A 23,885-nucleotide genomic window follows, 5' to 3' on the forward strand; every position below is an offset into this window, starting at 1 on the left:
TGATTTTTGTAGCTCTCTAACAGATAAGAACAAACTGTATGTTACATTTACCCTGCAACACAACTAATATAAACAAAAAACCCGCTTATTTACATAAGCGGGTTTTGTAGCCCCTACTGAAATAAATTCCAACTTTCTAGTTGAAGATTTGGAACATATTTTTAATATTATAAGCTAAAAACAATATTAAATATACTAATAGTGGCTGTACAAGTCTCTAAATTGATATAACAACCGCTCTATTAATCGCAAATCCTCTGTAATAATACTAGCAGATCCAGACATTTCCTGTTGAAATAATATTTCTTTATTGTATGAAGTATTTAATTTATCGGGTAGTGAAACGTCAATTAGGATGTTACCTTCTGTGTCTGGTGTTAAAGCAATATAATCTACTTTACCAATAAGCATTCCAAATTCCCGGTCAGGATAATTTGCTAATCGAATATTTACTGATTGCCCTTTTTTTATTTTACCAGAATTTTGTGCAATAGCTGTTACTTTTCCTATATATTTATCATTATTGGGAATAACTGCAAAAACATTATCCCCTGACACTACATTTTGATTTTCTTTCCAAACCTTTAAAAATGAAACAGTACCGTCAATTGAAGAACGTAAAACAAAACTTAACTCCCACTTTGCGATAGCCTCCTTTAACTGTCTAAAAGATTGTACTGCATTTTTATATAGATTGACATCATCACGGGTCTCATTAATTTTAGTAGTCTGACTGTTTCTTTTAATGTCAATTATAGACGACTTGGTTTGAGATATTGACGTTACAAGATTTTTTAAATCTTTCTCAAACTGATAGTATTCAAGGTTTTTTATATCCCACTCTTGAGTCGCAATCACACCTTTATTATGAAGTTTCTCAAATCTTTCAAGCTCCCGTTTCTTTATTAACAACTCCTTTTTAGCTATACTGAGCTGCTCTACTAATATTGACAATCTTTGCTGAAGCTGTAAAACTTCACTCCCTTGTGCTACTTTTTCAACATTGTAAGGGTTCAAATCATTGTTAAGTCTATATAATGTATATTCTTTTTCAAACATAGCGTATGAAGATGCTATTTCTCCCAACTTCAGTCCCTTTAGTTTTTCAAAAGGAAAATAGAAAATTTCATTTTGAAGTGTAATAGTATCTGTAATTCTTTTAAGCTTTAATACGTCTTCATAATCAGCTGTATTTTCAATTATTGCAACCGGAGTACCTTTTTTAATCAATTCGTTATTATTAACTAATATTTTTTCAAGATTGCCGGAACTTTTGGCTATTAATTTTTCTGGCGGCGTAGCTGTGGTTATTATAATATCTGCAGTAACGATATCCGGATATTTAATAATATATGCGAGTAAAATCATTAAAGCTATAAAACATAGCACAATAGTACTACCCCACCTTACAATTGATTTTGGAGGTGCTGACAGAATATCCTTTACTTCTTCACTATAAATTTTTAAATCCTCTTCTACTTGATCCATATTTAATTACCTAATTCAAGTTGATTTTTTACCAGTTCGTAATACTTGCCTCTTTTCATTGTTAATTCTAGATGATTTCCCTGTTCTACAACCTCTCCATCCTCTAAAACTATAATATTATCTGCATTCTTAACAGTACTTAAACGGTGTGCCACGATAACTGATGTTCTTCCTTTTAAAAAAGTATTTAGTTTTTCCATTATTATTTTTTCATTGTTTGCATCTAATGAACTAGTTGCTTCATCAAAAAAAACATATTCAGGATCTTTATATACAGCCCTTGCAATCATTAAACGTTGTTCCTGGCCTCCACTTAACCTAATACCAGAAGTCCCCAGTTCTGTATTAAGCCTATTAGGTAGCTTTTCAATAAAATCTTCAATATTAGCTATATTTGATGCCGTTTTTAGCTTGCTCCTATCTATAATTTCATTTTGTTCAGACTCTGATATATTTCCCGCAATAGTATCATTAAAAATAAATGTTTCCTGTAATACGGCACCACAACTCATTCTCCAATAGTCATTATTAATTGTGTTTAAATCAATATTACCAATGCTAATTGTACCACTCGTAGGCTCATAAAATTTTAGTAATAGTTTTATTAAAGTCGTTTTTCCACTGCCACTAGCACCAACAATAGCAGTTGTTTTTCCCTCTGGAATTTCTATATTCAGATTTTTCAAAACCAACGCTGAAGACTTACTCCCATATCTATAGTTTAAGTCTTTAATAATTATTGATTTTTTTTCCGGTAGCTCTTTTACCTTTTCCTTCTTTATCGCATCTTCATCGTCTCTGGAATGTACCTGCCATAAGCGTTCAAGACTTATTTTTGCATCTTGCCAAAGCTGAATAAATCCAATAAAATTATTCAATGGTAAATTTAATTGTCCTACTATATATTGTATAGAAAGCATCATACCTAGAGTAATTTCACCATTAACAACTGCCGTGGCAGATAAAAAAGTAATAATAATATTTTTTAATTCGTTGATAAAATTAGATCCAATACTTTGATATTGTGCAAGCTTGAGACTACTCATAGAGGTTTTAAACAGACTAATTTGCACCTGCTCCCATTTCCATCTGTTTTTTCTTTGAGAATTATTTGTTTTTATATCCCTTACACCATTAATCATTTGTATTAATGAGGTTTGACTAGCCGACTGTTCATCAAAACGTTTAAAATCCAATTCTGCTCTCTTTTTGAGAAAAAAAAAGGTATACCCCACATAACAGATTGCACCTGTAAAAAAAACAAAAAATATCTTTAAATTATAAAAAGCCAAAACCCCACTAAAAACTAAAAATAATATTATTGAGTAGATCATATTAAAAGAAGACGAAGAGACAAAGTTTTGTACTCTTGAATGATCTTGAATTCTCTGAAGATGCTCTCCGGTATTACGAGTGTCAAAAAAATTAATGGGAAGCTTTAGCATTTTAAACAAAAAATCTGACACCATTTTTATGCTAAATCTACCTGAAATATGTAAAAAAAGCCATTCTCTAAAAATTGAAACCAAAGTTTGAGAAAGAAATAACATGATTTGAGCCAGCAGTATTAAATAGATAAAAGATATATCCCGATTATTAACGCCAATATCTACAACAGACTGCATCAAAAAAGGCATTAGGAACTGAATTGTAGTACCTACTAATAAACCAATTAACAACTGGTTTATCAATTTTTTATACGGTTTTAAATAAGGCAATAAAAAACTAAACCCTTTAGTTTTCGTTTTGTCTTCTTCTAAATTATAAAAGGCCGCATTAGGTTCTAATAATAAAACAAATCCTGTTTTGTCCTGAGAAGAAGTCCAGGCTTGTAAAAAATCCTGATGAGAATATTCAAGTAACCCTTGAGCAGGATCGGCTACATAAATTTTATGTTTTGAGGTTTTATAAACTACAATAAAATGTTTTTGCCTCCACGGTACGATAAAAGGAGTAGGAGCCTCATTTACAAGACCATCCAATGAAATTCTCATTCCAAGAGTTCTCATTTCTATAACTTCAGCAGCATCTGCTATACCGGCCATCGTAACCCCTATTCGGCTTATACCTGCCTTATCTCTTAAAAATTCTCTTGAGAATGTTTTGCCATGAAATTTAGCGACCATTCGTAAACAAGTTGGACCACAATCTTTATTGTCCAATTGCTTGTAGAATGGAAATTTATCTTTTTTGAGCATTCTTTTATTGAACTGTTTTTAAAATATCTTCTCGTATTCTATTTAATTCATTTTTATCTAAAAAATGCTGGTTGTAATATACACCTTCCACATTTCTCAATGCTTTTAAATCCTTTAAAGGATTAGTATCAAGTACTATGAAATCGGCATTTTTACCTATTTTAATAGCTCCGTAATTCTCCCCAAAAAAGCTAGCAAAATTAACTGTAGGCATTTTTAGAATCTCAAAATTAGATAGATTTGAATTTTTTAATAACTCCATTTCTCCAAGTACACTAAAACCTGCAATTGTAAATCTAGATGAAGAATCAGGACTTAAAATCATCGGAACACCTGCTTCATTTAATTCTCTAATGATTTTATATTTTTCATTTAGCGATTTTAACTCACTAGCCACTTCTTCCTCATATGCTTTTTCACCAACTTTTTCACGATACTTTTCTGTATCCTCAACCCACTCCTGCATTTTAGTTTTAGAAACAAATTCCATCCCAGGCATGTTACGGCATTCTTCTATTGTAAATTGGCCTGATCCAATACTATACCATAATAAAGTAGGACAAATTGTGATGCCTTTTTCCAGTAATAAAGTAATTCTTTTTTTTATGGTCTCAGAACTTTCTCCTGCGAGACCTCCCAAATGCTCAAATGAAGTATAATTAGAATTAAAAATAACAACCTCGCTTAACTGATTTCCAGAAGCTAAACGGGGATAATGACCAGCAATAGGCATTTTATATTTTTTACAAATACTATCAAAATTTTTAAAAAGATCTTGACTTTTGATACTTAAAATTTTAATAAAATCCAGTTCACGCTCTTTAGAAGCTCTCACAAAATTTTCTATTTCTTCTATTGTCATATCATACCCTCTGCTTATAGGAGGAGCAGAAAGATATAACTTTGGATAATAACTGTTCGCTGAATTAAATTTTTGACGCCATAGATAATGATCCCAATCACCACGCATTGAGCGTAGTTTTGTTACTCCATTAATAAGATTGAGTTTCAGTACAGTTTCCATTTCTTGTTCTGTAGCAGGAAAATGTACGTGAGCATCAGATAGTGAAGGCATTATATATTTACCCTTTAAATCAATTATTTTTATAGCTGTTAAATTTGATTTTTGGGCATTTTCAATAATAACTATTTTTCCATCTTTAATAGCTACATTTTGATTTTCCAAAACCTCGTTTGAAGTTAGAGTAACTATATTAACATTTTTTAAAACTACATCATAATTTTGATTTTGACTAAAAATTAGTTGTGTGAACAATAGTATTATTGGTAAAATTATTTTTTGCATACTTAATTAATTAAAAAATTATAAATTCCTTTTTTATCTTTTTTTAAAAATTCATTATAAGAATTTGTCATACAAAAATCATTATATCGAAAATCTAAATCACGATGACTTAAATCAAATTCATCTCTAAGGCTATCATATTTTTGCAGTATCTTCATACATTTTTCATCTAGCGATTTATAATACTTTATACCTTTATCTGTAAAAACACCCTCTAAATCAATCAATTCCAATCCTGTTCTAAACCTTAAAAACTGATCTGCAAGCCTTCCTAATAATTCATGTTTTTCCCGTCCGGAAAAAACATCTTTTGATAGTAATATATCAAAACACTCTACTCTTTGGGTAACTGTAAATAACCCATGAAAAGAACCATAAACAGTACGATAATCCCACTCCTGTCCTGTTAAGCTTCTCATAACTGTGTTATCTACATCTATCTTAAAATAATCCTTTCTGTTGTGAGTAACATAGCATAAAAAATTATGAGATCCCTGATGAATCAATTCTTCAATAAAATAGATAAGGTTATTATCGCCTATTACATAAAGATATAACATCCCTAAAGTTTCAATGGTCGTGAAATTTATAATTTTAGGATTATCATGCAGGTAAATTTTATTATTAGAAGAAACAAGCTCAGAATAAAAACTTGGCAAATTTTCCTTAATAATACAAATAGCTTCTTCTAGCTCCTTATAATAATTTTGCCATGTTGGGTTGTGTGGGGGGGTTGAATCTAATATGTGTCCCTTGTAATACTCTACAAAGTATTTTTTCATTACAGGATGACACGTTTTAACTATTTCAAACGCATCTATCTTTAAAATTTCTTCAACTTTTTCATTTTGAGAATTAAAATACCCCATGTTAGGGATATAGGCAATTCCATCTTTCCCCAAGGAATTTTGAACCTGCAAAGCTTCCTTTTCAACAAAGTAGCCTTGTAATATTTCTGTTAGCATCTCTGCTGCAAACAAGTTATCCTTTTTACTATTGAAGTATGCAAAAAGCAATGGCTCCAAAAAAATATTATCATCTTCAAAATCTACTTTTTCCAACAAAGATGGATTTTCTTTGTAAATGAGAAGTTTAACAGTATTTATTATTTCAGTTTGATTGTCCATTCCTTTTAAGATTTTATAAAGACATTAAGCTTAAATTTTATTTCTTTTTCTTCATCTCCCTGCTTTACTTTCAAATTCAAGACATCATTTGCCCTGAGTTTGTCAACAAAATGGTCAAGGTCAATATTCTCTACCGGAATATTATTTACCTCAAGTATTTCGTCGTCCATCCTTATTCCCTTCCTATATGCTTCGGTGTCCTCTACTATACCTGCTACATACCACTTTTTCCCTGCATCGTAAAAGGATACACCACGATACAGTTTGCGTTCATTTTTATTAAAATTTTTATTTGGTTTTACCCATACCTTTTCTTTCTGATGGTCAAAAATGATATGAAAATCATCTAATACATCGTTACCTATAATCCCCATATAGTGGGAATTTGCTAACATCCCCAAAGTATCTGTTGAAACGGTTGTTATCAAATTCTTTAATTTAAATTCCCCTAATTCAACAGCAGAAACAGGTAAGAAATAACCATTGGAATTTCCACCAACTCCGCCTTTAGTAAAGACTTTCTTTTTATTATTACTATTATAAATACCATCAGTATTATAAACATGGCTATTAAAAAAAGTTCTAGTAGACCCTGTGTCAAGTAAAAACTTTCCCTGTATCATTTTTCCGTTTTTCAATGTGATAGATAACGGAAGATAAATTCGGTTATCTTCAAAGTGTGCGTTTATTGATTTATACCCTTTGACCGAATCTATAAAGATGATTTTTTGGGAAATATAATCTATCAAATAAGGTTTTTGAGCAAAAGTTTGTATTCCGGTAATACCATCAACTTTTTTATCAAGCATGCCTTTCAAATCAACCATAGTGGTTGTACTCGAAAAACCAAATTCTTTATTACTAAATTCAAAATAAATAGTATCTGCAATTAATTTAAAAGTCATTGTGGAGTTTCCAACACCTCGTCCTTCGATGTCTATGGTTTTGTAATTAAGCGAATTTATATCACAAAACATAGAGTCTAAAGTTATTCCACTCCAACCAGTATCAAAAAGAAAATTACCACAAATTTTGTTTTTCATCTTTACATCGAGGTTTATATGACCATTGTATCGAATAGGTATTGAGTCCATTTGAGTCATTCTCTTTGAACACGAAATAATTGGTAATATGGATAAAACGTATAGGAGAAGGTGTTTTTTCATAGGTTTAATTTTAATAGATAAGCGGAGAAATCTCCGCTTATCATAAAGGTAACTAGCCTAAATTAGAATATGTTTGTGATAAATCAAAATTTATATATGACTCCACCTTCAATAATTGTACCCCCAGTTTTTGTATCATATTTAAAGTTAGCCTTTAATTCCCAAGATCCTTTATCTTCAGCAGGAGGTGCTGCTGGAGCCGGTGCTGCCGGAGTCTCTGAATCATGACAATCGTTATTTGTTCCTCCAGAAATTGTTTCTAATAAATCATTTGAAGCTACTGCTTCTGCTCTTAGTCTAAGAGCTTCTAAAGTTAATTTACTCATTTTTAAATTTTTTAATTGTTAATAAGGTTGTACAATGCGCAGTTGTATTGACACAATATTAACATAGTTAGAGTAGAATAACTTGTGTAAATGATAAACTTTAACAAAAATGAGTTTAAAAACACCTTAAATGTTAAAATAACCGCAAAGGCACAATTTTAGAAAGAATTCTTATCAAAATTTTAGAGCAAAATTTGTTACATGAAAATTATAATGCAATACATCTGTTTATGTTTCTATATATACAATAGGCTTAGGCTATATTATTTTGATGCCAAATATTTTAGAATTATCTATTCACAAACAAGTTTAAAATAAACTTTTCTTCCGAGATTAAATTGTATCACTTATTGAAAGAATAGTTATTATTTTAAAACCAAAGTAATAAAATTCATTAGTATGTGAAGTATTATACTGTATCTAATATCTCTTGTTTTTAAATATGCTAGACAAAGAATAATACTTCCAATAAAAAAGATTAATGAATTATTAAGATCTAAATGACAAAAACTAAATAATAAACTTGTGATAACAATGGAGATATAAATATTATATCTGGAGAATAAATTTGCCAAAATCAATCTTCTAAAGAGTAATTCTTCTAAAATAGGAGTAATTAGTAGTAACCTGATAAAACTGTAATATGAAAAAAATGACTTATCATTAATGATACTAAATTTTTCAATTGTAAAATCTATTCCTGAAAAATCTAAATTATAAGAAAAAAATGGGTATTTAAATATAGGGCTTATATAGACCCAAATGAAAGCTAAAATTAGAAATATAAACGCTAATCTAAAGTCGAAAATAGAATTTTTTACTAATACCTTATTTTTATTAAAAAAGAATTTTGAAGCAACTAAAAATGTAACCAAAAGACTCAAATCTATTGCTACCTGAACACCAATTTCCATGTTCATGCGTGGAAACAGGATATAAATAAGTAGAGTAAAAAGGAATTCTAATATAATTAGCAGAATTATTACAGAGATAACTTTAAATAATATAATATTTCTTTTTAGCATTGAAATTATTTATTGTTAGGCATTAAAAAAAATCAAAGAGGTTATTTAGTTAAATAACCTCTTTTTAAAATATTAATCGTCAAATAACCATCTTAAAATAGCCTCTCCTAAAGGAGTGTATCCAGGTCTTGGTTGATTTTGAACATGTTCTACGTGATTCATAACTGCATTGTCGTGACAATCATTATTAACTCCTCCCGAAATAGTTTCTAATAACTCTGATGAAGCAACTCCTTTTGCTCTTTCTTTAAGAGTGTCAAAATTTAATTTACTCATGATTTAAAATGTTAAACGTTAATAAAATTTATACAATGCGCAGTTGTATTAACAATACTAACATGATTAAAGATTAAAACATATACAAACAAGTATTGTTTAACAAAAAAGAAAGTAAAACTACTATAAATGTTAAAATTTATTAAATTTTATAAAACTAAACAAATCCTTGTTGAATTGCTGTTTTGACTAAAGAACTATCATCTTCAACTTTAAAAACTTTTTTCATATTTGCAACCCTTCTTTGTATTGAGCTCGTTGTTAATAGAACTACATCCTTTAAGTCTTTAACTTTATATCCTCTTGATAAATAGAATAATATTTGTCTATTATAATCTTCCATCATAATATCTTTTTTTAAAACTTCAAAAACACAATTTCTAACCGTTGGGCTGTGATATGAAGATCCAGCTAATACGATATTAGTTATTTCACCTAAGTTTTCTATAGAAATATCGTTCTTAATAGCAATGCCATCTGGTGCTATTTTTTTTATGATATCATAAATTAGCACAACCTCCTGATGTGCTGTAATTAGTAAGGCTTTGGTTGATTTATTAACGTCTCTAATAATTTTAATTAAATCAGCGCCATTTGTTATGTTATCATATGCAGGTATATTATAATCTAAAATAGCTAAATCATAAAATATGTTTTTTTTTTCATAAGCGATAATAGCTTTGTAAGCCTGTTCCGAATTACTCAATAAATCAAAACTAGAATTTGAATAAAAATCTTTTAAAATATTTTTATAAATAGATAATGTTAGTGGATGATCATCCACAATAAGAATATTCATTTGTAAGGTGTTAATTGAATGTAAGACTGTAAAATTATAAAATAAATCTACATTTATTCTATTAAACTGTAACTTTCAAAGTTGGTCAAATAATTTAATTTACTTCATCCGTCGAGCCCTTTCTTATTATTAAAAAGTATTAGACTTACTGATTAATCTTCAATATTAAGTAGCTGTAAAGCATAGCAGTGTCCCCCCGCCCACGACTCCGGAGTATGGGCGGCAAGATGCTGTTGTCCGACAACGGGACATCTTGCCGATTGCGCCAGAGGAGGCAATCTCCCCCAAATTCAATATTTTCCAGGACATACAAATTGCCTTAAAAGGTGCAAGCAGTCTCCGGCGAAACTGTTGCCGTCAAAAAGTATAAGGGCAGGTTAAAGTACCTGCCCTGTTTTCATTTCTGTAATGCTTACTTAATTCAGCGTAAAAATTCCACTATCGTTTTTGGCAAAACCTGCGCACAATTCAAAAGCTTTTTGCGCCCTTGTTTGTGCTGTTCCTCCTGTAAGCTCTCCAGATTAGACACCCTCTATAAATAAGGAGATATAAGAAAGAAAAGAGAGATCATAAGTTCGATATTTCCGGAAAAGATATGTTTTGACGGAAATGAATGTCGAACTTTTAGAGTCAATGAAGCTGCTAGATTCATGTTTTTGATAAACAGCAACTTACAAAATAAAAAAGACCAGAAAAGAGATGATTTTTCACTCCTTTCCGGTCTTGTAGCCTCGACAGGAATCGAACCTGTATCAAAAGTTTAGGAAACTCCCATTCTATCCGTTGAACTACGAGGCCTGATATTAGAGGTGCAAAAATAGAAAGTTTTTAGTTGTTAGCCAAACAAATTCACACCATGCTCCTTATAGTTATTTTTTTAACTTTATACTGAAAGCTATTAACTATGAACGAACTTTTGTCCCAAATACAACATTGCACACAATGTAAAGAACACCTACCCTTTCCGCCAAAACCGATTGTACAGGCTCATGCTGATTCTAAAATAATTATTATTGGGCAGGCACCGGGCCTTAAAGTCCAAAACTCAGGCATACCATGGGACGATCAAAGTGGAAATGAATTGCGAAGATGGCTAAATGTTACTACTGAACAATTTTACAATCCGGGGCTGTTTGCCCTCATCCCCAATGGGGTTTTGCTATCCCGGCAGAGGGAAATCGGGTGATTTACCTCCAAGACCCGAATGTGCCTTTTTATGGCATAAAAAACTACTGGAAGCAATAACAAACCCGCAGCTTATATTATTGATGGGTCAATATGCTCAAAAGTATTATTTAGGCAATAAAATAAAGCCTGCTCTAACCGATACTGTAAAGGCTTATAGCGAGTTTTTACCGCATTACCTACCCTTGGTACATCCTTCGCCCAGAAACAAGATATGGCAAAAGAAAAACCCCTGGTTTGAACAGGAAATTGTACCCCAGCTACAGGTTATAACAAAAAAGGTTATACAGTGTAGAGATTGACTATAAAACAAAAAAGCAACCCGAAGGCTGCCTTATTTATTATGATACAATTTCTATTCATTCAATTTTAAAATCAATCTACAATATAAACTTTCTTATCAAAATCATACTAATCCAAAACAAAAAAATTGTAAAAACCAATATAAACATAAAATATACTTTAGCCTTATAAAAATTATAGTTAAACTTCTTTCTATATTTTTCAACTATCAAATAGTAGTTAGATTTTTTATACCTGAAATAGAAAAAAAGATTAGTTGTTACTGCTATTACTCCTCCAAAAAGATAAATTAAATTTTTATCATATTTTAATAAATTAAAATTCATACTCAATGAATAAATAAATAAGCAAATATTCATCAAAAATGAAAAACATATTATTGATACACCATTTCTTGCTCTTTGATAAACACCTGATTTATCAGAATTTCTTCTTCCTATAAGAAAAGTGTATGCTAAATAAAAAATATAATCAAATAAAATCATTTTTAATCAAATAAGTTTTGCACTTTTTGTTCAATACTATTACCTGTGAATATATAAGAAACCAACTGTCCTCCTCCATAAAGTGCAACCCCTCCAACTATAGTGGCGGCAGCATATAAACCTGTAACAATTACAAAACTTGCATAATCAGCTATCGTTAAATGTTGAGTTGGATCAGATATTTTTGGACCATAACTAACAGTTGCTGCAATTTGACCTACACCCCCCCCATTATTTGACCTCCTGTATTAATAAGTTTACCAAAGGCTTTTATTTTCATAACCTAATAGAGGCACTAATTAATTGTAAAGAATAAATTCTTCTCGATTTATCAATTATCTCTATATGTATTTTTTTATAAGCTTCCTTGAATAAGGATATAATTTGACTTAATAATGTTATATTTTCAAATCTTTGTGTTAGATCTATAAATAAATCCTCACTATCATCAGGCAAAACAGATATTCTTTGAATATAATTATTACATAAAGACACCTTACTATCACTATTAACTTCCCAACCTTTTTTAGTAAAAATTTCATGTATAGTCAGCGTTTGAGAAGGAGAAATATTTTTTTTATTCATATTTCTATATAATAATAGAATATAAATATATAAAAACAGCGTATTAATCTAAACCAAAGAAAAAATACCCTAGCATAAACATTCATCACCTTTATGAACCGCTATAAAACAAAAAAGCCAGTCGTAATGACTGGCTTTTGTAGCTCCCCCTCTTGGGCTCGAACCAAGGACCCTCTGATTAACAGTCAGATGCTCTAACCAACTGAGCTAAGGAGGAAACTGTATATTTTAAAAGTAGTGCTGTATTTTCAATTTCTTCAGCTATTACTTAATCTTTCTAAGAACTTGTGTTTGCTAATATTGTTGCCTTTATTGCGGTGCAAATATATAACCATTTTTAATTTTCGCAAACAAATTCATGAAAAAAATTTGAAAAATTTTACTTGCCCATTATCAGCTTAAAAATATCGTTCCCGTTTACGAGTAACACCAGCGATATAAGTATAACAAAGCCAGTAATTTGGGCATATTCCATAAATTTATCACCCGGTTTACGACCTGTAATCATTTCATATAATAAAAACATTACATGTCCGCCATCAAGTGCCGGAATAGGCAATAAATTCATCACACCAAGCATAATTGATAACAATGCAGTAATGTTCCAAAACGCTTCCCAGCTCCATGTATTAGGAAAAATATCAAATATGGCATAAAATCCTCCTACACCTTTGTAAGCACCCGTGCTTGGCGTAAATATAGCTTTAAGCTGAGTGAAGTATTTACTAAGCTCATCTTTACTTCTTTTCAAACCGGCAGGAACAGATTCAAAGAAACCATACTTTTCCTGGCTTATTTTGTAATACCCTAATTTCTCAAGGTTACTAAGGCTTAAAGAACTTCTCATAACCCCAAGCTTACCTTCATCATTAAAGCTTATTTTTACAGGTACTTCTTTTTCATCCCTAAAAACAACCGCATCAAAAGTTTTTCCTTTATTACTTTCTGCAATAGCAATTACCTCATCTGCATATTTTGTTTCCTGTCCGTTAATAGAGACAATAACATCTCCTTTCTTTAAAACATCCTTATTAACCGAAGAATCGTCAAGTTTAGCTACCACAAAAGGGTATCTTAATGATACTAACGGAGCTTTCTCTCCGTCCATCAGTTTATCAATAAGATCTATTGGTAAATTAATATCCTGAACAGTACCGTTTCGCTCAATAGTAACCGTTTTGGCAAAAAGCACGTCATAAGCAACATCATTAAACTTCTCTACCTCTTTCCCATCAAGTTTAAGTATTTTATCTCCGTCTTTAAACCCTAAATCTTCCGCAACCGGATTTACAACAGCAACACCATCTTTAACTTCGCTGTTAGCAATATAAGTTTCACCATACACATAAGCCATACCTATGTATATAATAATGGCAAGTATAAAATTTACCGTTACACCACCCAGCATAATGATAAGGCGTTGCCATGCCGGCTTTGAACGGAACTCCCACGGTTTTGGTGGTTCGGCCATCTGCTCTTTGTCCATACTTTCATCTATCATACCGGCAATTTTCACATAACCACCCAAAGGCAGCCACCCGATACCATAAACGGTTTCTCCTATTTTCTTTTTGAATAGCGAATATTTTATATCAAAGAAAAGATAGAACTTTTCAACTTTTGTCTTAAACAATTTAGCCGGGATAAAATGTCCTAGCTCATGCAATACAATTAATAACGATAAACTCAATAAAAACTGAGAGAGTTTTATTACTACTTCCATTTGTTTATTTTAGATAACTCTGTTAACGCACAAAAATAGTGTTTTCTGATTAGTATCGTCATTTAATTTTATTGTATAAACCATTTAAATGTTTGTTAATAATGTGAAATACTATTTTAACTTCGGTTTTTGTAAGGTAACTTTACAGATAATACAAAATCCGGCATCTACGGATTAATACAAAAAACACATTTTTTGTTCATTTTAAAACCGCATTACTATGACCTCAAAACTGTTTTCGTTACTACAGATAAAAAGCATTATACTAAAAAACCGAATTGTAATTTCGCCTATGTGCCAGTATTCGGCCCATAACGGTTTTGCAAACAACTGGCATCTTGTACACCTTGGATCACGTGCTATAGGTGGTGCAGGACTTATAATACAGGAAGCTACAGCTGTTTCACCCGAAGGCCGCATTACACCCGAGGATTTAGGTATATGGAGTGACGAACATATCGAAAAATTAAAAGAAATTACATCGTTTATCCTAACCGAGAATGCCGTGCCGGGAATACAACTGGCACATGCGGGAAGAAAAGCAAGCACCTCACCACCATGGCAGGAAAGACGCCTGCTTACCGAAGCCGAAAACGGATGGCAAACCCTTGCCCCAAGCGCTATTCCTTATTACGATAACAATCCGCATCCGCCAAAGGAAATGACAAGGGAAGACATTCAAAAGGTAATTCAGGATTTTAAGGATGCTGCACGCCGTGCACACGAAGCATGCTATAAAGTTCTCGAAATACACGCTGCACACGGTTATCTTATCCACCAGTTCCTTTCTCCGCTTTGCAATAACAGAACCGATGAGTATGGCGGAAGTTTTGAAAACCGTATCCGTCTGCTACTGGAAATACTGGAAGCTGTTAAAACCGAATGGCCTAACGATCTGCCTTTATTTGTAAGAATTTCAGGGACCGACTGGGCTCCTGGCGGCTGGGACATAGATGAATCGGTAACACTAGCTAAAATCCTTAAGGAAAAAGGCGTTGATGTGGTAGACTGTTCCTCAGGCGGGGCAGTACATCATCAAAAAATCCCCGTAACACCGGGATACCAGGTACCCATAGCCGAACGTATTAAAAAAGAGACCGGTATTCACACAGGAGCTGTAGGGCTTATTACTAATGCACATCAGGCAGAAGAAGTACTGTATAAAGAACAGGCCGACCTGGTGTTTTTTGCACGCGAATCGCTTAGGGATCCCAACATAGGACTTAACTTTGCACATGAACTAAAGGCCGATATTATATGGCCTAAACAATATGAAAGGGCACAACTGGAAGATTAACTTTTAGCTTAATATTCCTTGTTTTGTGTTACGTGTTTTCACGTACACCCATAAGGCATTCAGCTTTGTGACGTAAGCAAATTAAATACTGAATCTTTAAAAAAGATTTGCTGTTTGAGCAAAGCGAGTTCAAATCTTTTAGATGAAGTAGATAATTTGTAGTCTAAGAAGATGCAGCCTTGAATTTTTGGTTCTTTTGTTTCAAGACAAAAGAACAATATGAAAGCAACATCTATTAATAATTATTATGCAAAAAATAAAAGCTGCCCTACTGTCTTACGGATTGTCGGGCAAAGTGTTCCATGCTCCTTTTTTAGAACTGCATCCGCGTTTTGAACTCACCGGATCATGGGAACGCAGCAAAAAACTAATACAACAGGATTACCCCAGCGTAAAAAGCTATGCCTCCCTAGAAGAGCTTTTACAGGACGATGTCGATTTAGTAGTGGTCAACACTCCGGTGGAAACACACTATGAGTACGCCAAAAAAGTACTGGAAGCCGGTAAACATGCTCTTGTGGAGAAAGCATTTACCACAAACGCTACCGAAGCCGAAGCACTTCGCGACCTGGCAAAAGCAAAAGGACTTAAACTTTGCGTATACCAAAACCGCCGCTGGGATAGTGATTTTAAAACCGTAAAGGAAGTTGCAGACGAAAACCTACTGGGGGACATTGTAGAAGCCGAATTCCGTTTTGACCGTTACAATCCTAGCCTTAGCCCAAAAACCCATAAGGAAACCCAAAATGCAGGTGCCGGTGTACTTAAAGATCTTGGTCCCCATATTATAGATCAGGCAGTACATCTTTTCGGTTATCCTGATTCGGTTTTTGCTGATATACGAATAACCCGAGAGAACTCACTTGTAGACGACCTTATAGATATCCTGTTATATTATCCTGACAAAAGGGTAAAGATAAGAGCAGGATTCTTTTTCAGGGAAGCCGTTCCGTCTTATGCGGTTCACGGCACTAAAGGCTCTTTCTTAAAAAGCCGTGGCGACATACAGGAAGATGTATTGCGAACAGGCCAAAAGCCAACACTGGAAGGCTGGGGTATAGAACCCGAAGAAAAGGCAGGAATACTCCATACCGAAAAGAACGGCGAAGTATTCCGTGGGCACATCCCTACACGTCCCGGTAATTACTACGGGCTTTTTGACGCCCTTTACTACGCTATTACCAAAGATAAACCCGAACCGGTTACTGCCGATGAAGCCTTGCAGGTAATGAAAATTATTGATGCTGCCCTACAAAGCAGTAAAGAGAAAAAAGTAATCCAACTAAAATAAATAACAATGCAAAAAAGACAATTAGGAAAGTCTGACCTGCAGGTTTACCCCATAACATTTGGAGGAAACGTGTTTGGATGGACTATAGATGAGAAAACATCGTTTGAGATACTTGATGCCTTTATAGGATCGGGGTTCAACTTTATAGATACTGCCGATGTCTATTCCCGCTGGGCAGAAGGAAATCAGGGAGGAGAGTCGGAAATCATAATAGGCAATTGGCTTAAAAAGAACAACAACCGTGATAAGGTTATCATTGCCACAAAAGTAGGCAGCGATATGGGCAGCGGTAAAAAGGATCTTTCCAAAAAATACATTATAAAAGCTGCCGAAGATTCGCTTAAAAGACTTCAAACCGATTATATAGACCTGTACCAAACCCATTGGGACGACCCTACTACACCAATAGAGGAAACCCTTGAGGCTTACGACCAACTTATAAAAGAAGGTAAGGTTCGTTTTATTGGAGCGTCAAATCTTTCTACCGAAAGATTACAGGCTTCGATGCGTATTTCCTTTGAACAGAAATTACCTGCTTACGTAACCTTTCAGCCACATTATAACCTTTATGAGCGTGAAGTTTTTGAGAAAAGCCTGGAAGAAGTATGCTTACAGCACAACCTTGGAGTAATAAACTATTATTCGCTCGCCAGTGGTTTCCTTACCGGAAAATACCGCAGCGAGGCCGACTTAAGTAAGAGTCAGCGTGGTGGAGGCGTAGCAAAATACCTTGATGCAAGAGGCCAGAAAATACTGGCTGCTCTGGACAAAGTTGCTAGCGAACTTAACACCTCTCAGGCGACCGTAGCCCTAGCATGGCTTATACATCGCCAGTCGGTAACCGCACCTATAGTTAGCGCTACCAATCTAAAGCAGTTGGAAAGCATTACCAAGGCTCCCGATTTGTCCATAACACAAGAGCAATTGGATTTCCTTACTCAGGAAAGTGCATGGCATTAATATGCCACAACATTATGATAAAATTGTATAATTAAAAACCAAAGTAAGTTTCTACTTTTAACCAGTAAAAAAGTCCGTTACAAAAACAAAACATTTCCTCATATACAATTCATTCACAACCCAAAGCAAAACCGCAATACTATGGCAACAGGTGTACTGCAACACAAAAAGCACTACAGGGATGCAAAGTCCTATTACCTCAACAGGGTTAGATGGGCCGTATCACTATATTATTTTGCCATGGGATTGTGTTTTGCCACATGGGCCAGCCGTATTCCCGATATTAAAAGTATGCTAAACCTTTCCGAGGGCGATTTGGGTACGGTACTCTTTGCTATCCCTTTCGGGCAGTTGTTCATCATGCCTTTTTCGGGGACACTAGCTACAAAATACGGCAGTCATAAAACTGCTGTCGCAGGGCTTAGCCTCTATGTTATAAGCTTGGTTACACTTGGGCTTGCTACACAGCGTGACCATTTGTTACTGGCACTTTTCTTTTTTGGTGTATTTAGTAACCTCACCAACATCTCTATAAACACTCAGGGTATTTATGCCGAAAGCCTGTACAAACGTGCTATTATGTCGTCCTTTCACGGGGCATGGAGCATTGCAGGATTTACAGGAGCAGTTATAAGCCTTGGCATGACAGCTTTGAATTTGAGTCCGCTACTGCACTTTGCCATAGTTTCGGCTATACTGCTGGTTGTAATAGCGACCAACTATAAATATCTGGTAAGGGTTAAAAACAAACCAACCGAAGAGAAAAAGAAAAAAGGACTACCTAAAATAAACCCTGCCCTGTTATGGCTGGGCATCATCGGGTTTTGCTGTATGCTGAGTGAAGGTATAATGTTTGACTGGAGCGGCGTATATTTTAAAGATGTAGTTAAAGCCCCCGAAAAACTCGTGGTACTAGGCTATACGTCATTTATGCTCATGATGGCAAGCGGACGCTTTTTGGGTGACTGGGTAGTACAAAAATTCGGGCGTAAAAAAGTTTTACAGGTTAGCGGTTCCCTTATATCTCTTGGATTATTTAGTGCCGTACTACTACCCTATGTGGTAACAGCCGCACTTGCCTTTATGCTTGTAGGTATTGGTGTATCTACAGTAGTACCAAGCGTGTATAGCCTGGCAGGAAGAACTGAGGGTATTGCCCCTAGTATAGCACTTACAATGGTTTCGAGCATCAGCTTTTTAGGCTTTATGCTTGGGCCTCCGGTTATTGGCTATATAGCCGAAGCCTGGGGACTTAAATTATCTTTTGCCATAATTGGTATCTTTGGGTTTATCATTACCATAATGGTAAGCCGCATCAAATCGGTAAGTGATTTGTTTATTAGATAAAATACTTATCGGTTTATTCATTTACATAACAATTAAAACATTCAGCTAAAATGGAATATAGAAAAATAGGAAATTCTGATTTAAAACTATCTGCAATAACCTTTGGAGCATGGGCTGCCGGAGGATGGATGTGGGGTGGCACCGAACGTAAGGATGCCATACACGCTATTCAGGCTTCATACAACGAAGGCGTAACCTCTATAGACACTGCACCAATTTACGGGCAGGGCGACAGCGAAGAGATTGTTGCCGAGGCCATTCAGGCCATTTCGCGCGACAAGGTTGAGATCATTACAAAATACGGTATGCGCTGGGATTTGGCAAAAGGCGATTTTGCCATGAAAAGCAAAAACAATATGGGTCAGGATATAGACATCTACAAATATGCCGGCAAAGAAAGTATCATTAAGGAATGTGAAGACAGCCTTAAACGATTAAAAACCGACTATATTGACCTGTACCAAATACACTGGCCCGACAGCACTACTCCTATTCAGGAAAGTATGGAGGCCGTAGCACAGCTTATTAAAGAAGGTAAAGTGCGCTATGCCGGGGTATGCAATTACAATGCTGCACAGGTACAGGAAGCCGATAAATATGTAAACATAATTTCAGACCAGGTGCCTTACAGTATGGTAAAACGTGACATTGAAAGGGAACTTATCCCTTATACCATAGAATCGGATAAATCTATAATTGCTTACAGCCCACTGGAACGCGGACTCCTAACTGGAAAAATGCAGCCGGGACACAAGTTTGATGAAGGTGACCATCGTGCTAACCTGTATTTCTTTAAAGATGAAAACCTAAAACGTACTGCCGAATTTTTAGACAAACTTCGACCGTTAGCCAGTGATAAAAATGCAACATTATCTCAACTGGTACTTCGCTGGACCATAGAGCAGCCGGGCATAACCATTGCGCTTGCCGGAGCAAGGAATGCAGAGCAGTCGGTTCAAAATGCAAAAGCGATTAATATAAAGCTTTCCAAAGAAGAAATAAACTTTATTACGACAGAGCTTAACAAGCTTGAGCTGATAAAATAAAAAAAGAGGTCTTAAGGCCTCTTTTTTTATATCTCCTTGTCATTTTGACGACAGGAAAAATCTCTGGTTATAACTGTGTGAGATTTCTCCCTCCATTTCATTGCGGTTCGAAATGACAGTTATGTATATTTTTTTTATTCTTTTATGAATTTAAGGGTTGTTTTACCCCCGTTTGTAATCAGGCTTATAAAATGAATCCCTGATGGTAACTGAGCCACATTCCATTGTGTTTGCGATCCTGTTTCAAACTCCTTTTGCCCTAAAGCATTATAAAACACTGCTTTTTGCACTATGGCATTTTGAGGCAGCGTAACCTGCAACTCATCTTTAACCGGATTAGGGAACAGCTTTACCTGAGACAGTTTAAACTGAGCTACAGCAAGGCTGGCACTATTGGAACAAATAATATCCCTCTCCGGGTCAAACTCAAATCCTGCTACTGTAAAAGGCACATCTACTACAAACTGTTGTCCACTAAAAGTATGATTCAGTTTTACATCAAATGTTTCCCCATCGGCACTAAGCAATCTTATTTTTACAGGCATTTCAAAGAAATCAACCATAGAACCGGTTTGATCCTGATTAATGGTAATCTGTACCTGTCCGCCTCCTATATCCTGAGTAGTTACATCATAAATAGGGTACCCCTGACTGTATATCCAATCGTTAAAAAATACGGTAAGATCCATTCCAGATACCGCTTCAAGGTGCGCCTGTAAATCGGGAGTAGTGGCATATCCAAAAGCCAGGTTTTCATCGTTAAGATAATTGCGCAGTCCCTGATAAAAATCCTCATCACCCATAATATAACGAAGCATATGCACTACCATGGCCCCTTTATTATAACTAAGCCTGCTGCTAAAAATACGGCCTACACTATTCAGCTCTGCTTCAGGAACGTAAACCGTCCCATCGGGCGCTGATGTGATACTGATAATTCTTTGGGCTTTCCAGTTTATAAAATTATAATTACCGTCAAGGTTTTCTATTACCAAACCAGAAAGGTAGGTTGCAAAACCTTCGTTAAGCCATATATCACTCCATGTACCGCAGGTTACCTTATCGCCAAACCACTGATGTCCCAGTTCGTGTGCTATAAGGTTCCTGTCAAAATTCCCCATAAAAGATACTGTGGTATGCTCCATCCCTCCGTTAATGTTACACTGGGCATGCCCGTACTTTTCGTTAGCAAAAGGATAGGTGCCAAAAAGGCTTTCATACAAATCCATTATAGGCAGGGTTGTTGCCAGCGGATCCAGTGAAGCCTCATAATTTTCAGGGTAAATATAATTTACAATAGGGAACGTATTAGGAGCTGTACCCGCCTGTTGCGTGTACACACTATATTCGGTAACTGCTATAGCTATAAGGTAAGCCGGAATAGGATATTCATGTTTAAAATGGGTTGTTTTATTGCCTTCGCCATCCAGTTCCTGTGACTGCTCTACCCCGTTAGAGACACTGGTGTATTCCTGCGGTGAAGTTATATAAACATCAATACTGTCTATCTTATCATTTAAATCCTGCTTGCACGGCCACCAGTCTTTCGCACCATAAGGTTCGGAAAGCGTACTCATAACAGGAATACCGTTATGCGTTGCAAGATTAAAAGCCTGTTCCTGTGTAGAGGGCGTTCCCGAATAGGTTATAGTAACCGTACCCTCTTCACCCTCGTTTAACTGTTGTGCCAGTGTTATTACCAGTTCGTTTCCGCTTTGGGTATACGTAAGGTTATTTTCCCCACTTGTTACTGAGGTTACGTTTAACTGACTGGTAAGATCAAACGTTATGGTGGTCATATTTTCCAGTGCGGTATAATTTGTAGTAACAACCCCCGAAATATAAAACTCGGCAGGATCTACCTCAAACTGCAACATGTGGTAAGTAATATCATAATTGGCAGTATTAGGATTTGTAGTAAGATCCTTAAGCTGAAAGGCCGATTTCATTTCGGCTTCGGCTATCTGCTGTGTTTGTATATCAGTCTCCTGCGCATGGGCTGTATAAAGCGCAAAAGCACACAAAAGGGCAAGTATATTTTGTTTCATTATGGCAATTTTTTCAAAAGTAAACAGAAATTGCTGTTTTCTAAAGCGTTAATAATAAAAAAGCAAACTTTTAAACTTTGGTAAACCACAACCAATAATTAAAACAATTCATTAAATTTGCTCACTTTATTAAAAACCATATCCATGTTACAGACAGTATTTATTAGAGAAAACAGAGAGAAAGTAATTGAGGCTTTGGGCAAAAGAGGTTTAGATGCTACCGAAATGGTAGACGGAGTAATTGCCCTTGATGAGAAAAGAAGGTCCACACAGGTGGAGCTTGACACTGTTTTATCCGAATCCAATAAGCTGTCAAAAGATATTGGTGGACTGATGAAAGCAGGCGAAAAGGAAAAAGCCATGCTTTTAAAAGAAAAAACGGGTCAGTTAAAAGAGCAGAGTAAAGATCTTGGTGACGAACTTAACAGGGTATCTGAAGAGTTACAGCAACTGCTTTACAAAATACCTAATATCCCGGCAGATATTGTTCCGGCAGGAAAAACCGCCGATGATAACGAAGAGGTTTATAGTGAAGGTGACATCCCTACTCTTTATGAAGGTGCATTACCACACTGGGAACTGGCAAAAAAATATGACATTATTGATTTTGAACTGGGTACTAAAATTGCCGGAGCAGGTTTCCCTGTATATAAAGGCAAGGGTGCAAGGCTACAGCGTGCGCTTATTACCTATTTCTTAGACAAGAATACAGAAGCAGGTTATAAAGAATACCAGGTACCTCACCTTGTTAACGAGGCTTCGGGTTATGGTACAGGGCAGCTACCGGATAAAGAAGGACAAATGTACCATGTAGGTATGGATGATATGTACCTTATCCCTACGGCTGAGGTTCCTGTAACCAACTTCTTTAGAGATGTTATTGTTCAGGAAAACGAACTGCCTGTGCTTTGTACGGCTTACACTCCATGTTTTAGGAGAGAAGCAGGATCGTATGGTGCACACGTGCGCGGACTTAACCGTTTACACCAGTTTGACAAGGTAGAAATTGTAAGGGTAGAACACCCTGATAACAGTTATGCTGCTCTTGACGGAATGGTAGAACACGTAAAAATGCTTTTACAGGAACTAAAACTTCCATACAGAATATTACGCCTATGCGGTGGCGATATGGGTTTCACAGCGGCACTTACTTATGACTTTGAGGTATTCTCAACGGCGCAGGACCGTTGGCTGGAAATCAGTTCGGTTTCTAACTTCGAGACGTTCCAGGCAAACAGACTTAAGCTTCGTTTCCGTGATAAAGACGGTAAAAACCAACTGGCGCACACCCTAAACGGAAGTTCACTGGCATTGCCAAGAGTACTGGCGGGTATACTTGAAAACTACCAGACTCCGGAAGGTATTGTAGTACCGGAAGTTTTACGTCCGTACACCGGTTTCGATATAATTGATTAATAAACTTATTACTACATTTAAAACGCGGGTAATGCTAAAACAGGTATTACCCGCGTTTTTTTTATTAACCTTTTGGCCGGTGGTAGTCTAGAACAATAATAATTTTATTTATGAAATTAACATTTAAAATATTACTTGTAATTTATTTTGTAATCATGCTATTTGCACTAGTTGCGTGCATTATTGGTTATTGCAGACATAAAGATGAAAATGTTTATATTAAAAATACTGTTGACTATCAGTTAAACGGATTTGTTAATAGAGAAGGTCATTATCATGATAAAGCATATGGCTATTTTCTTGGAATATCCAATGACTCTCTAAATATGTTTTTAATAACCGAAAGTTCTCTTTCTTACGATAAAGAAAGAGGTTCAATAGGATCGTTTATAGAAATAGGTGATTCAATATACAAAGATAAAAACAGCAAAACTGTTACAGTTTACAGAAATAAAAAAATAAAATGTACGTTCATTTTAGAATAAAAA

The 23,885-nt window shown here is 34.9% G+C and carries 21 protein-coding genes and 2 tRNA genes; 9 read left to right on the forward strand and 14 right to left on the reverse strand.

All coding sequences use genetic code 11. From position 1 onward, the window contains the following. Window positions 1–195: 195 nt before the first annotated feature. The 10 genes from V3Z67_RS05620 to V3Z67_RS05660 form a co-directional block, all read right to left on the reverse strand. The gene (locus V3Z67_RS05620; RefSeq protein WP_330442381.1) at window positions 196–1,488 is read right to left on the reverse strand and encodes an HlyD family secretion protein; all 1,293 of its coding nucleotides are present in this window, start codon (window positions 1,486–1,488) and stop codon (window positions 196–198) included. A 2-nt stretch (window positions 1,489–1,490) separates the two neighbouring features. Then, window positions 1,491–3,686, reverse strand: a complete 2,196-nt coding sequence (locus V3Z67_RS05625) for a peptidase domain-containing ABC transporter (protein ID WP_330442382.1) — start codon at window positions 3,684–3,686, stop codon at window positions 1,491–1,493. 4 nt (window positions 3,687–3,690) lie between these two features. Continuing rightward, window positions 3,691–4,992 carry an amidohydrolase family protein gene (locus tag V3Z67_RS05630; protein ID WP_330442383.1) on the reverse strand — a complete coding sequence of 434 codons (1,302 nt, stop codon included), beginning with the start codon at window positions 4,990–4,992 and terminating at the stop codon, window positions 3,691–3,693. A 2-nt stretch (window positions 4,993–4,994) separates the two neighbouring features. After that, window positions 4,995–6,119 (reverse strand): hypothetical protein, encoded by a 1,125-nt coding sequence (locus V3Z67_RS05635; RefSeq protein WP_330442384.1) that lies wholly within the window; start codon window positions 6,117–6,119, stop codon window positions 4,995–4,997. A 5-nt stretch (window positions 6,120–6,124) separates the two neighbouring features. Beyond that, a complete protein-coding gene (locus tag V3Z67_RS05640) occupies window positions 6,125–7,162 on the reverse strand; it encodes a PDZ domain-containing protein (RefSeq protein ID WP_330442385.1) in 1,038 nt (345 codons plus the stop codon). Between the two features lie 206 nt (window positions 7,163–7,368). Then, window positions 7,369–7,611, reverse strand: a complete 243-nt coding sequence (locus V3Z67_RS05645; protein ID WP_330442386.1) for a hypothetical protein — start codon at window positions 7,609–7,611, stop codon at window positions 7,369–7,371. Window positions 7,612–7,976: 365 nt separating this feature from the next. Beyond that, the gene (locus tag V3Z67_RS17450; protein WP_442902258.1) at window positions 7,977–8,636 is read right to left on the reverse strand and encodes a lysostaphin resistance A-like protein; all 660 of its coding nucleotides are present in this window, start codon (window positions 8,634–8,636) and stop codon (window positions 7,977–7,979) included. Window positions 8,637–8,708: 72 nt separating this feature from the next. Continuing rightward, complete coding sequence (locus V3Z67_RS05650) at window positions 8,709–8,912, reverse strand: hypothetical protein (protein WP_330442387.1); 204 nt, start codon at window positions 8,910–8,912, stop codon at window positions 8,709–8,711. Window positions 8,913–9,069: 157 nt separating this feature from the next. Beyond that, the gene (locus V3Z67_RS05655) at window positions 9,070–9,711 is read right to left on the reverse strand and encodes a response regulator (protein WP_330442388.1); all 642 of its coding nucleotides are present in this window, start codon (window positions 9,709–9,711) and stop codon (window positions 9,070–9,072) included. Window positions 9,712–10,437: 726 nt separating this feature from the next. Then, window positions 10,438–10,509, reverse strand: a tRNA-Arg gene (locus tag V3Z67_RS05660). A gap of 106 nt (window positions 10,510–10,615) precedes the next feature. On the opposite strand from V3Z67_RS05660, the gene V3Z67_RS05665 reads away from it, so the two are divergent. Both V3Z67_RS05665 and V3Z67_RS05670 read left to right on the forward strand, forming a co-directional pair. Next, window positions 10,616–10,897 (forward strand): uracil-DNA glycosylase family protein, encoded by a 282-nt coding sequence (locus V3Z67_RS05665; RefSeq protein ID WP_330442389.1) that lies wholly within the window; start codon window positions 10,616–10,618, stop codon window positions 10,895–10,897. Then, on the forward strand, window positions 10,845–11,198 hold the full coding sequence (locus V3Z67_RS05670; protein WP_330442390.1) for a uracil-DNA glycosylase family protein: 354 nt from the start codon (window positions 10,845–10,847) through the stop codon (window positions 11,196–11,198). The genes V3Z67_RS05665 and V3Z67_RS05670 overlap by 53 nt, the downstream gene beginning before the upstream one ends. Before the next feature lie 762 nt (window positions 11,199–11,960). On the opposite strand, the gene V3Z67_RS05675 is transcribed toward V3Z67_RS05670, so the two are convergent. The 3 genes from V3Z67_RS05675 to rseP form a co-directional block, all read right to left on the reverse strand. Further along, on the reverse strand, window positions 11,961–12,269 hold the full coding sequence (locus V3Z67_RS05675) for a hypothetical protein (RefSeq protein ID WP_330442391.1): 309 nt from the start codon (window positions 12,267–12,269) through the stop codon (window positions 11,961–11,963). Window positions 12,270–12,412: 143 nt separating this feature from the next. Further along, window positions 12,413–12,486, reverse strand: a tRNA-Asn gene (locus V3Z67_RS05680). Between the two features lie 162 nt (window positions 12,487–12,648). Next, window positions 12,649–13,992 (reverse strand): RIP metalloprotease RseP, encoded by a 1,344-nt coding sequence (gene rseP, locus V3Z67_RS05685; RefSeq protein WP_330442392.1) that lies wholly within the window; start codon window positions 13,990–13,992, stop codon window positions 12,649–12,651. A gap of 220 nt (window positions 13,993–14,212) precedes the next feature. Between rseP and V3Z67_RS05690 the strand changes: the two genes are divergently transcribed. From V3Z67_RS05690 to V3Z67_RS05710, 5 genes are all read left to right on the forward strand, one after another. Next, entirely contained in the window at window positions 14,213–15,289 is a 1,077-nt protein-coding gene (locus tag V3Z67_RS05690; protein ID WP_330442393.1) for an NADH:flavin oxidoreductase/NADH oxidase, read from the forward strand. Window positions 15,290–15,536: 247 nt separating this feature from the next. Further along, entirely contained in the window at window positions 15,537–16,580 is a 1,044-nt protein-coding gene (locus tag V3Z67_RS05695; RefSeq protein ID WP_330442394.1) for a Gfo/Idh/MocA family oxidoreductase, read from the forward strand. A gap of 6 nt (window positions 16,581–16,586) precedes the next feature. Then, a complete protein-coding gene (locus tag V3Z67_RS05700; RefSeq protein ID WP_330442395.1) occupies window positions 16,587–17,540 on the forward strand; it encodes an aldo/keto reductase in 954 nt (317 codons plus the stop codon). Between the two features lie 141 nt (window positions 17,541–17,681). Next, a complete protein-coding gene (locus V3Z67_RS05705) occupies window positions 17,682–18,887 on the forward strand; it encodes an MFS transporter (protein ID WP_330442396.1) in 1,206 nt (401 codons plus the stop codon). Window positions 18,888–18,937: 50 nt separating this feature from the next. Beyond that, window positions 18,938–19,933 (forward strand): aldo/keto reductase, encoded by a 996-nt coding sequence (locus V3Z67_RS05710; protein WP_330442397.1) that lies wholly within the window; start codon window positions 18,938–18,940, stop codon window positions 19,931–19,933. A gap of 134 nt (window positions 19,934–20,067) precedes the next feature. On the opposite strand, the gene V3Z67_RS05715 is transcribed toward V3Z67_RS05710, so the two are convergent. After that, a complete protein-coding gene (locus V3Z67_RS05715; protein ID WP_330442398.1) occupies window positions 20,068–21,981 on the reverse strand; it encodes a M1 family aminopeptidase in 1,914 nt (637 codons plus the stop codon). Window positions 21,982–22,125: 144 nt separating this feature from the next. Between V3Z67_RS05715 and serS the strand changes: the two genes are divergently transcribed. Then, window positions 22,126–23,397 (forward strand): serine--tRNA ligase, encoded by a 1,272-nt coding sequence (gene serS / locus V3Z67_RS05720; protein ID WP_330442399.1) that lies wholly within the window; start codon window positions 22,126–22,128, stop codon window positions 23,395–23,397. A 110-nt stretch (window positions 23,398–23,507) separates the two neighbouring features. After that, window positions 23,508–23,882, forward strand: a complete 375-nt coding sequence (locus V3Z67_RS05725) for a hypothetical protein (RefSeq protein WP_330442400.1) — start codon at window positions 23,508–23,510, stop codon at window positions 23,880–23,882. Window positions 23,883–23,885: the final 3 nt, after the last annotated feature.

Source organism: Flavobacterium sp. C4GT6 (assembly GCF_036347315.1).
Taxonomy (GTDB): domain Bacteria; phylum Bacteroidota; class Bacteroidia; order Flavobacteriales; family Flavobacteriaceae; genus Flavobacterium.

Excerpts from the sequence above, each read along its gene's own strand:
- V3Z67_RS05620 (WP_330442381.1), bottom strand. The coding sequence starts at position 1,488 with ATGGATCAAGTAGAAGAGGATTTAAAAATTTATAGTGAAGAAGTAAAG.
- V3Z67_RS05625 (WP_330442382.1), bottom strand. The coding sequence starts at position 3,686 with ATGCTCAAAAAAGATAAATTTCCATTCTACAAGCAATTGGACAATAAA.
- V3Z67_RS05630 (WP_330442383.1), bottom strand. The coding sequence starts at position 4,992 with ATGCAAAAAATAATTTTACCAATAATACTATTGTTCACACAACTAATT.
- V3Z67_RS05635 (WP_330442384.1), bottom strand. The coding sequence starts at position 6,119 with ATGGACAATCAAACTGAAATAATAAATACTGTTAAACTTCTCATTTAC.
- V3Z67_RS05640 (WP_330442385.1), bottom strand. The coding sequence starts at position 7,162 with ATGAAAAACAAAATTTGTGGTAATTTTCTTTTTGATACTGGTTGGAGT.
- V3Z67_RS05645 (WP_330442386.1), bottom strand. The coding sequence starts at position 7,611 with ATGAGTAAATTAACTTTAGAAGCTCTTAGACTAAGAGCAGAAGCAGTA.
- V3Z67_RS17450 (WP_442902258.1), bottom strand. The coding sequence starts at position 8,636 with ATGCTAAAAAGAAATATTATATTATTTAAAGTTATCTCTGTAATAATT.
- V3Z67_RS05650 (WP_330442387.1), bottom strand. The coding sequence starts at position 8,912 with ATGAGTAAATTAAATTTTGACACTCTTAAAGAAAGAGCAAAAGGAGTT.
- V3Z67_RS05655 (WP_330442388.1), bottom strand. The coding sequence starts at position 9,711 with ATGAATATTCTTATTGTGGATGATCATCCACTAACATTATCTATTTAT.
- V3Z67_RS05665 (WP_330442389.1), top strand. The coding sequence starts at position 10,616 with ATGAACGAACTTTTGTCCCAAATACAACATTGCACACAATGTAAAGAA.
- V3Z67_RS05675 (WP_330442391.1), bottom strand. The coding sequence starts at position 12,269 with ATGAATAAAAAAAATATTTCTCCTTCTCAAACGCTGACTATACATGAA.
- rseP (WP_330442392.1), bottom strand. The coding sequence starts at position 13,992 with ATGGAAGTAGTAATAAAACTCTCTCAGTTTTTATTGAGTTTATCGTTA.
- V3Z67_RS05690 (WP_330442393.1), top strand. The coding sequence starts at position 14,213 with ATGACCTCAAAACTGTTTTCGTTACTACAGATAAAAAGCATTATACTA.
- V3Z67_RS05695 (WP_330442394.1), top strand. The coding sequence starts at position 15,537 with ATGCAAAAAATAAAAGCTGCCCTACTGTCTTACGGATTGTCGGGCAAA.
- V3Z67_RS05700 (WP_330442395.1), top strand. The coding sequence starts at position 16,587 with ATGCAAAAAAGACAATTAGGAAAGTCTGACCTGCAGGTTTACCCCATA.
- V3Z67_RS05705 (WP_330442396.1), top strand. The coding sequence starts at position 17,682 with ATGGCAACAGGTGTACTGCAACACAAAAAGCACTACAGGGATGCAAAG.
- V3Z67_RS05710 (WP_330442397.1), top strand. The coding sequence starts at position 18,938 with ATGGAATATAGAAAAATAGGAAATTCTGATTTAAAACTATCTGCAATA.
- V3Z67_RS05715 (WP_330442398.1), bottom strand. The coding sequence starts at position 21,981 with ATGAAACAAAATATACTTGCCCTTTTGTGTGCTTTTGCGCTTTATACA.
- serS (WP_330442399.1), top strand. The coding sequence starts at position 22,126 with ATGTTACAGACAGTATTTATTAGAGAAAACAGAGAGAAAGTAATTGAG.
- V3Z67_RS05725 (WP_330442400.1), top strand. The coding sequence starts at position 23,508 with ATGAAATTAACATTTAAAATATTACTTGTAATTTATTTTGTAATCATG.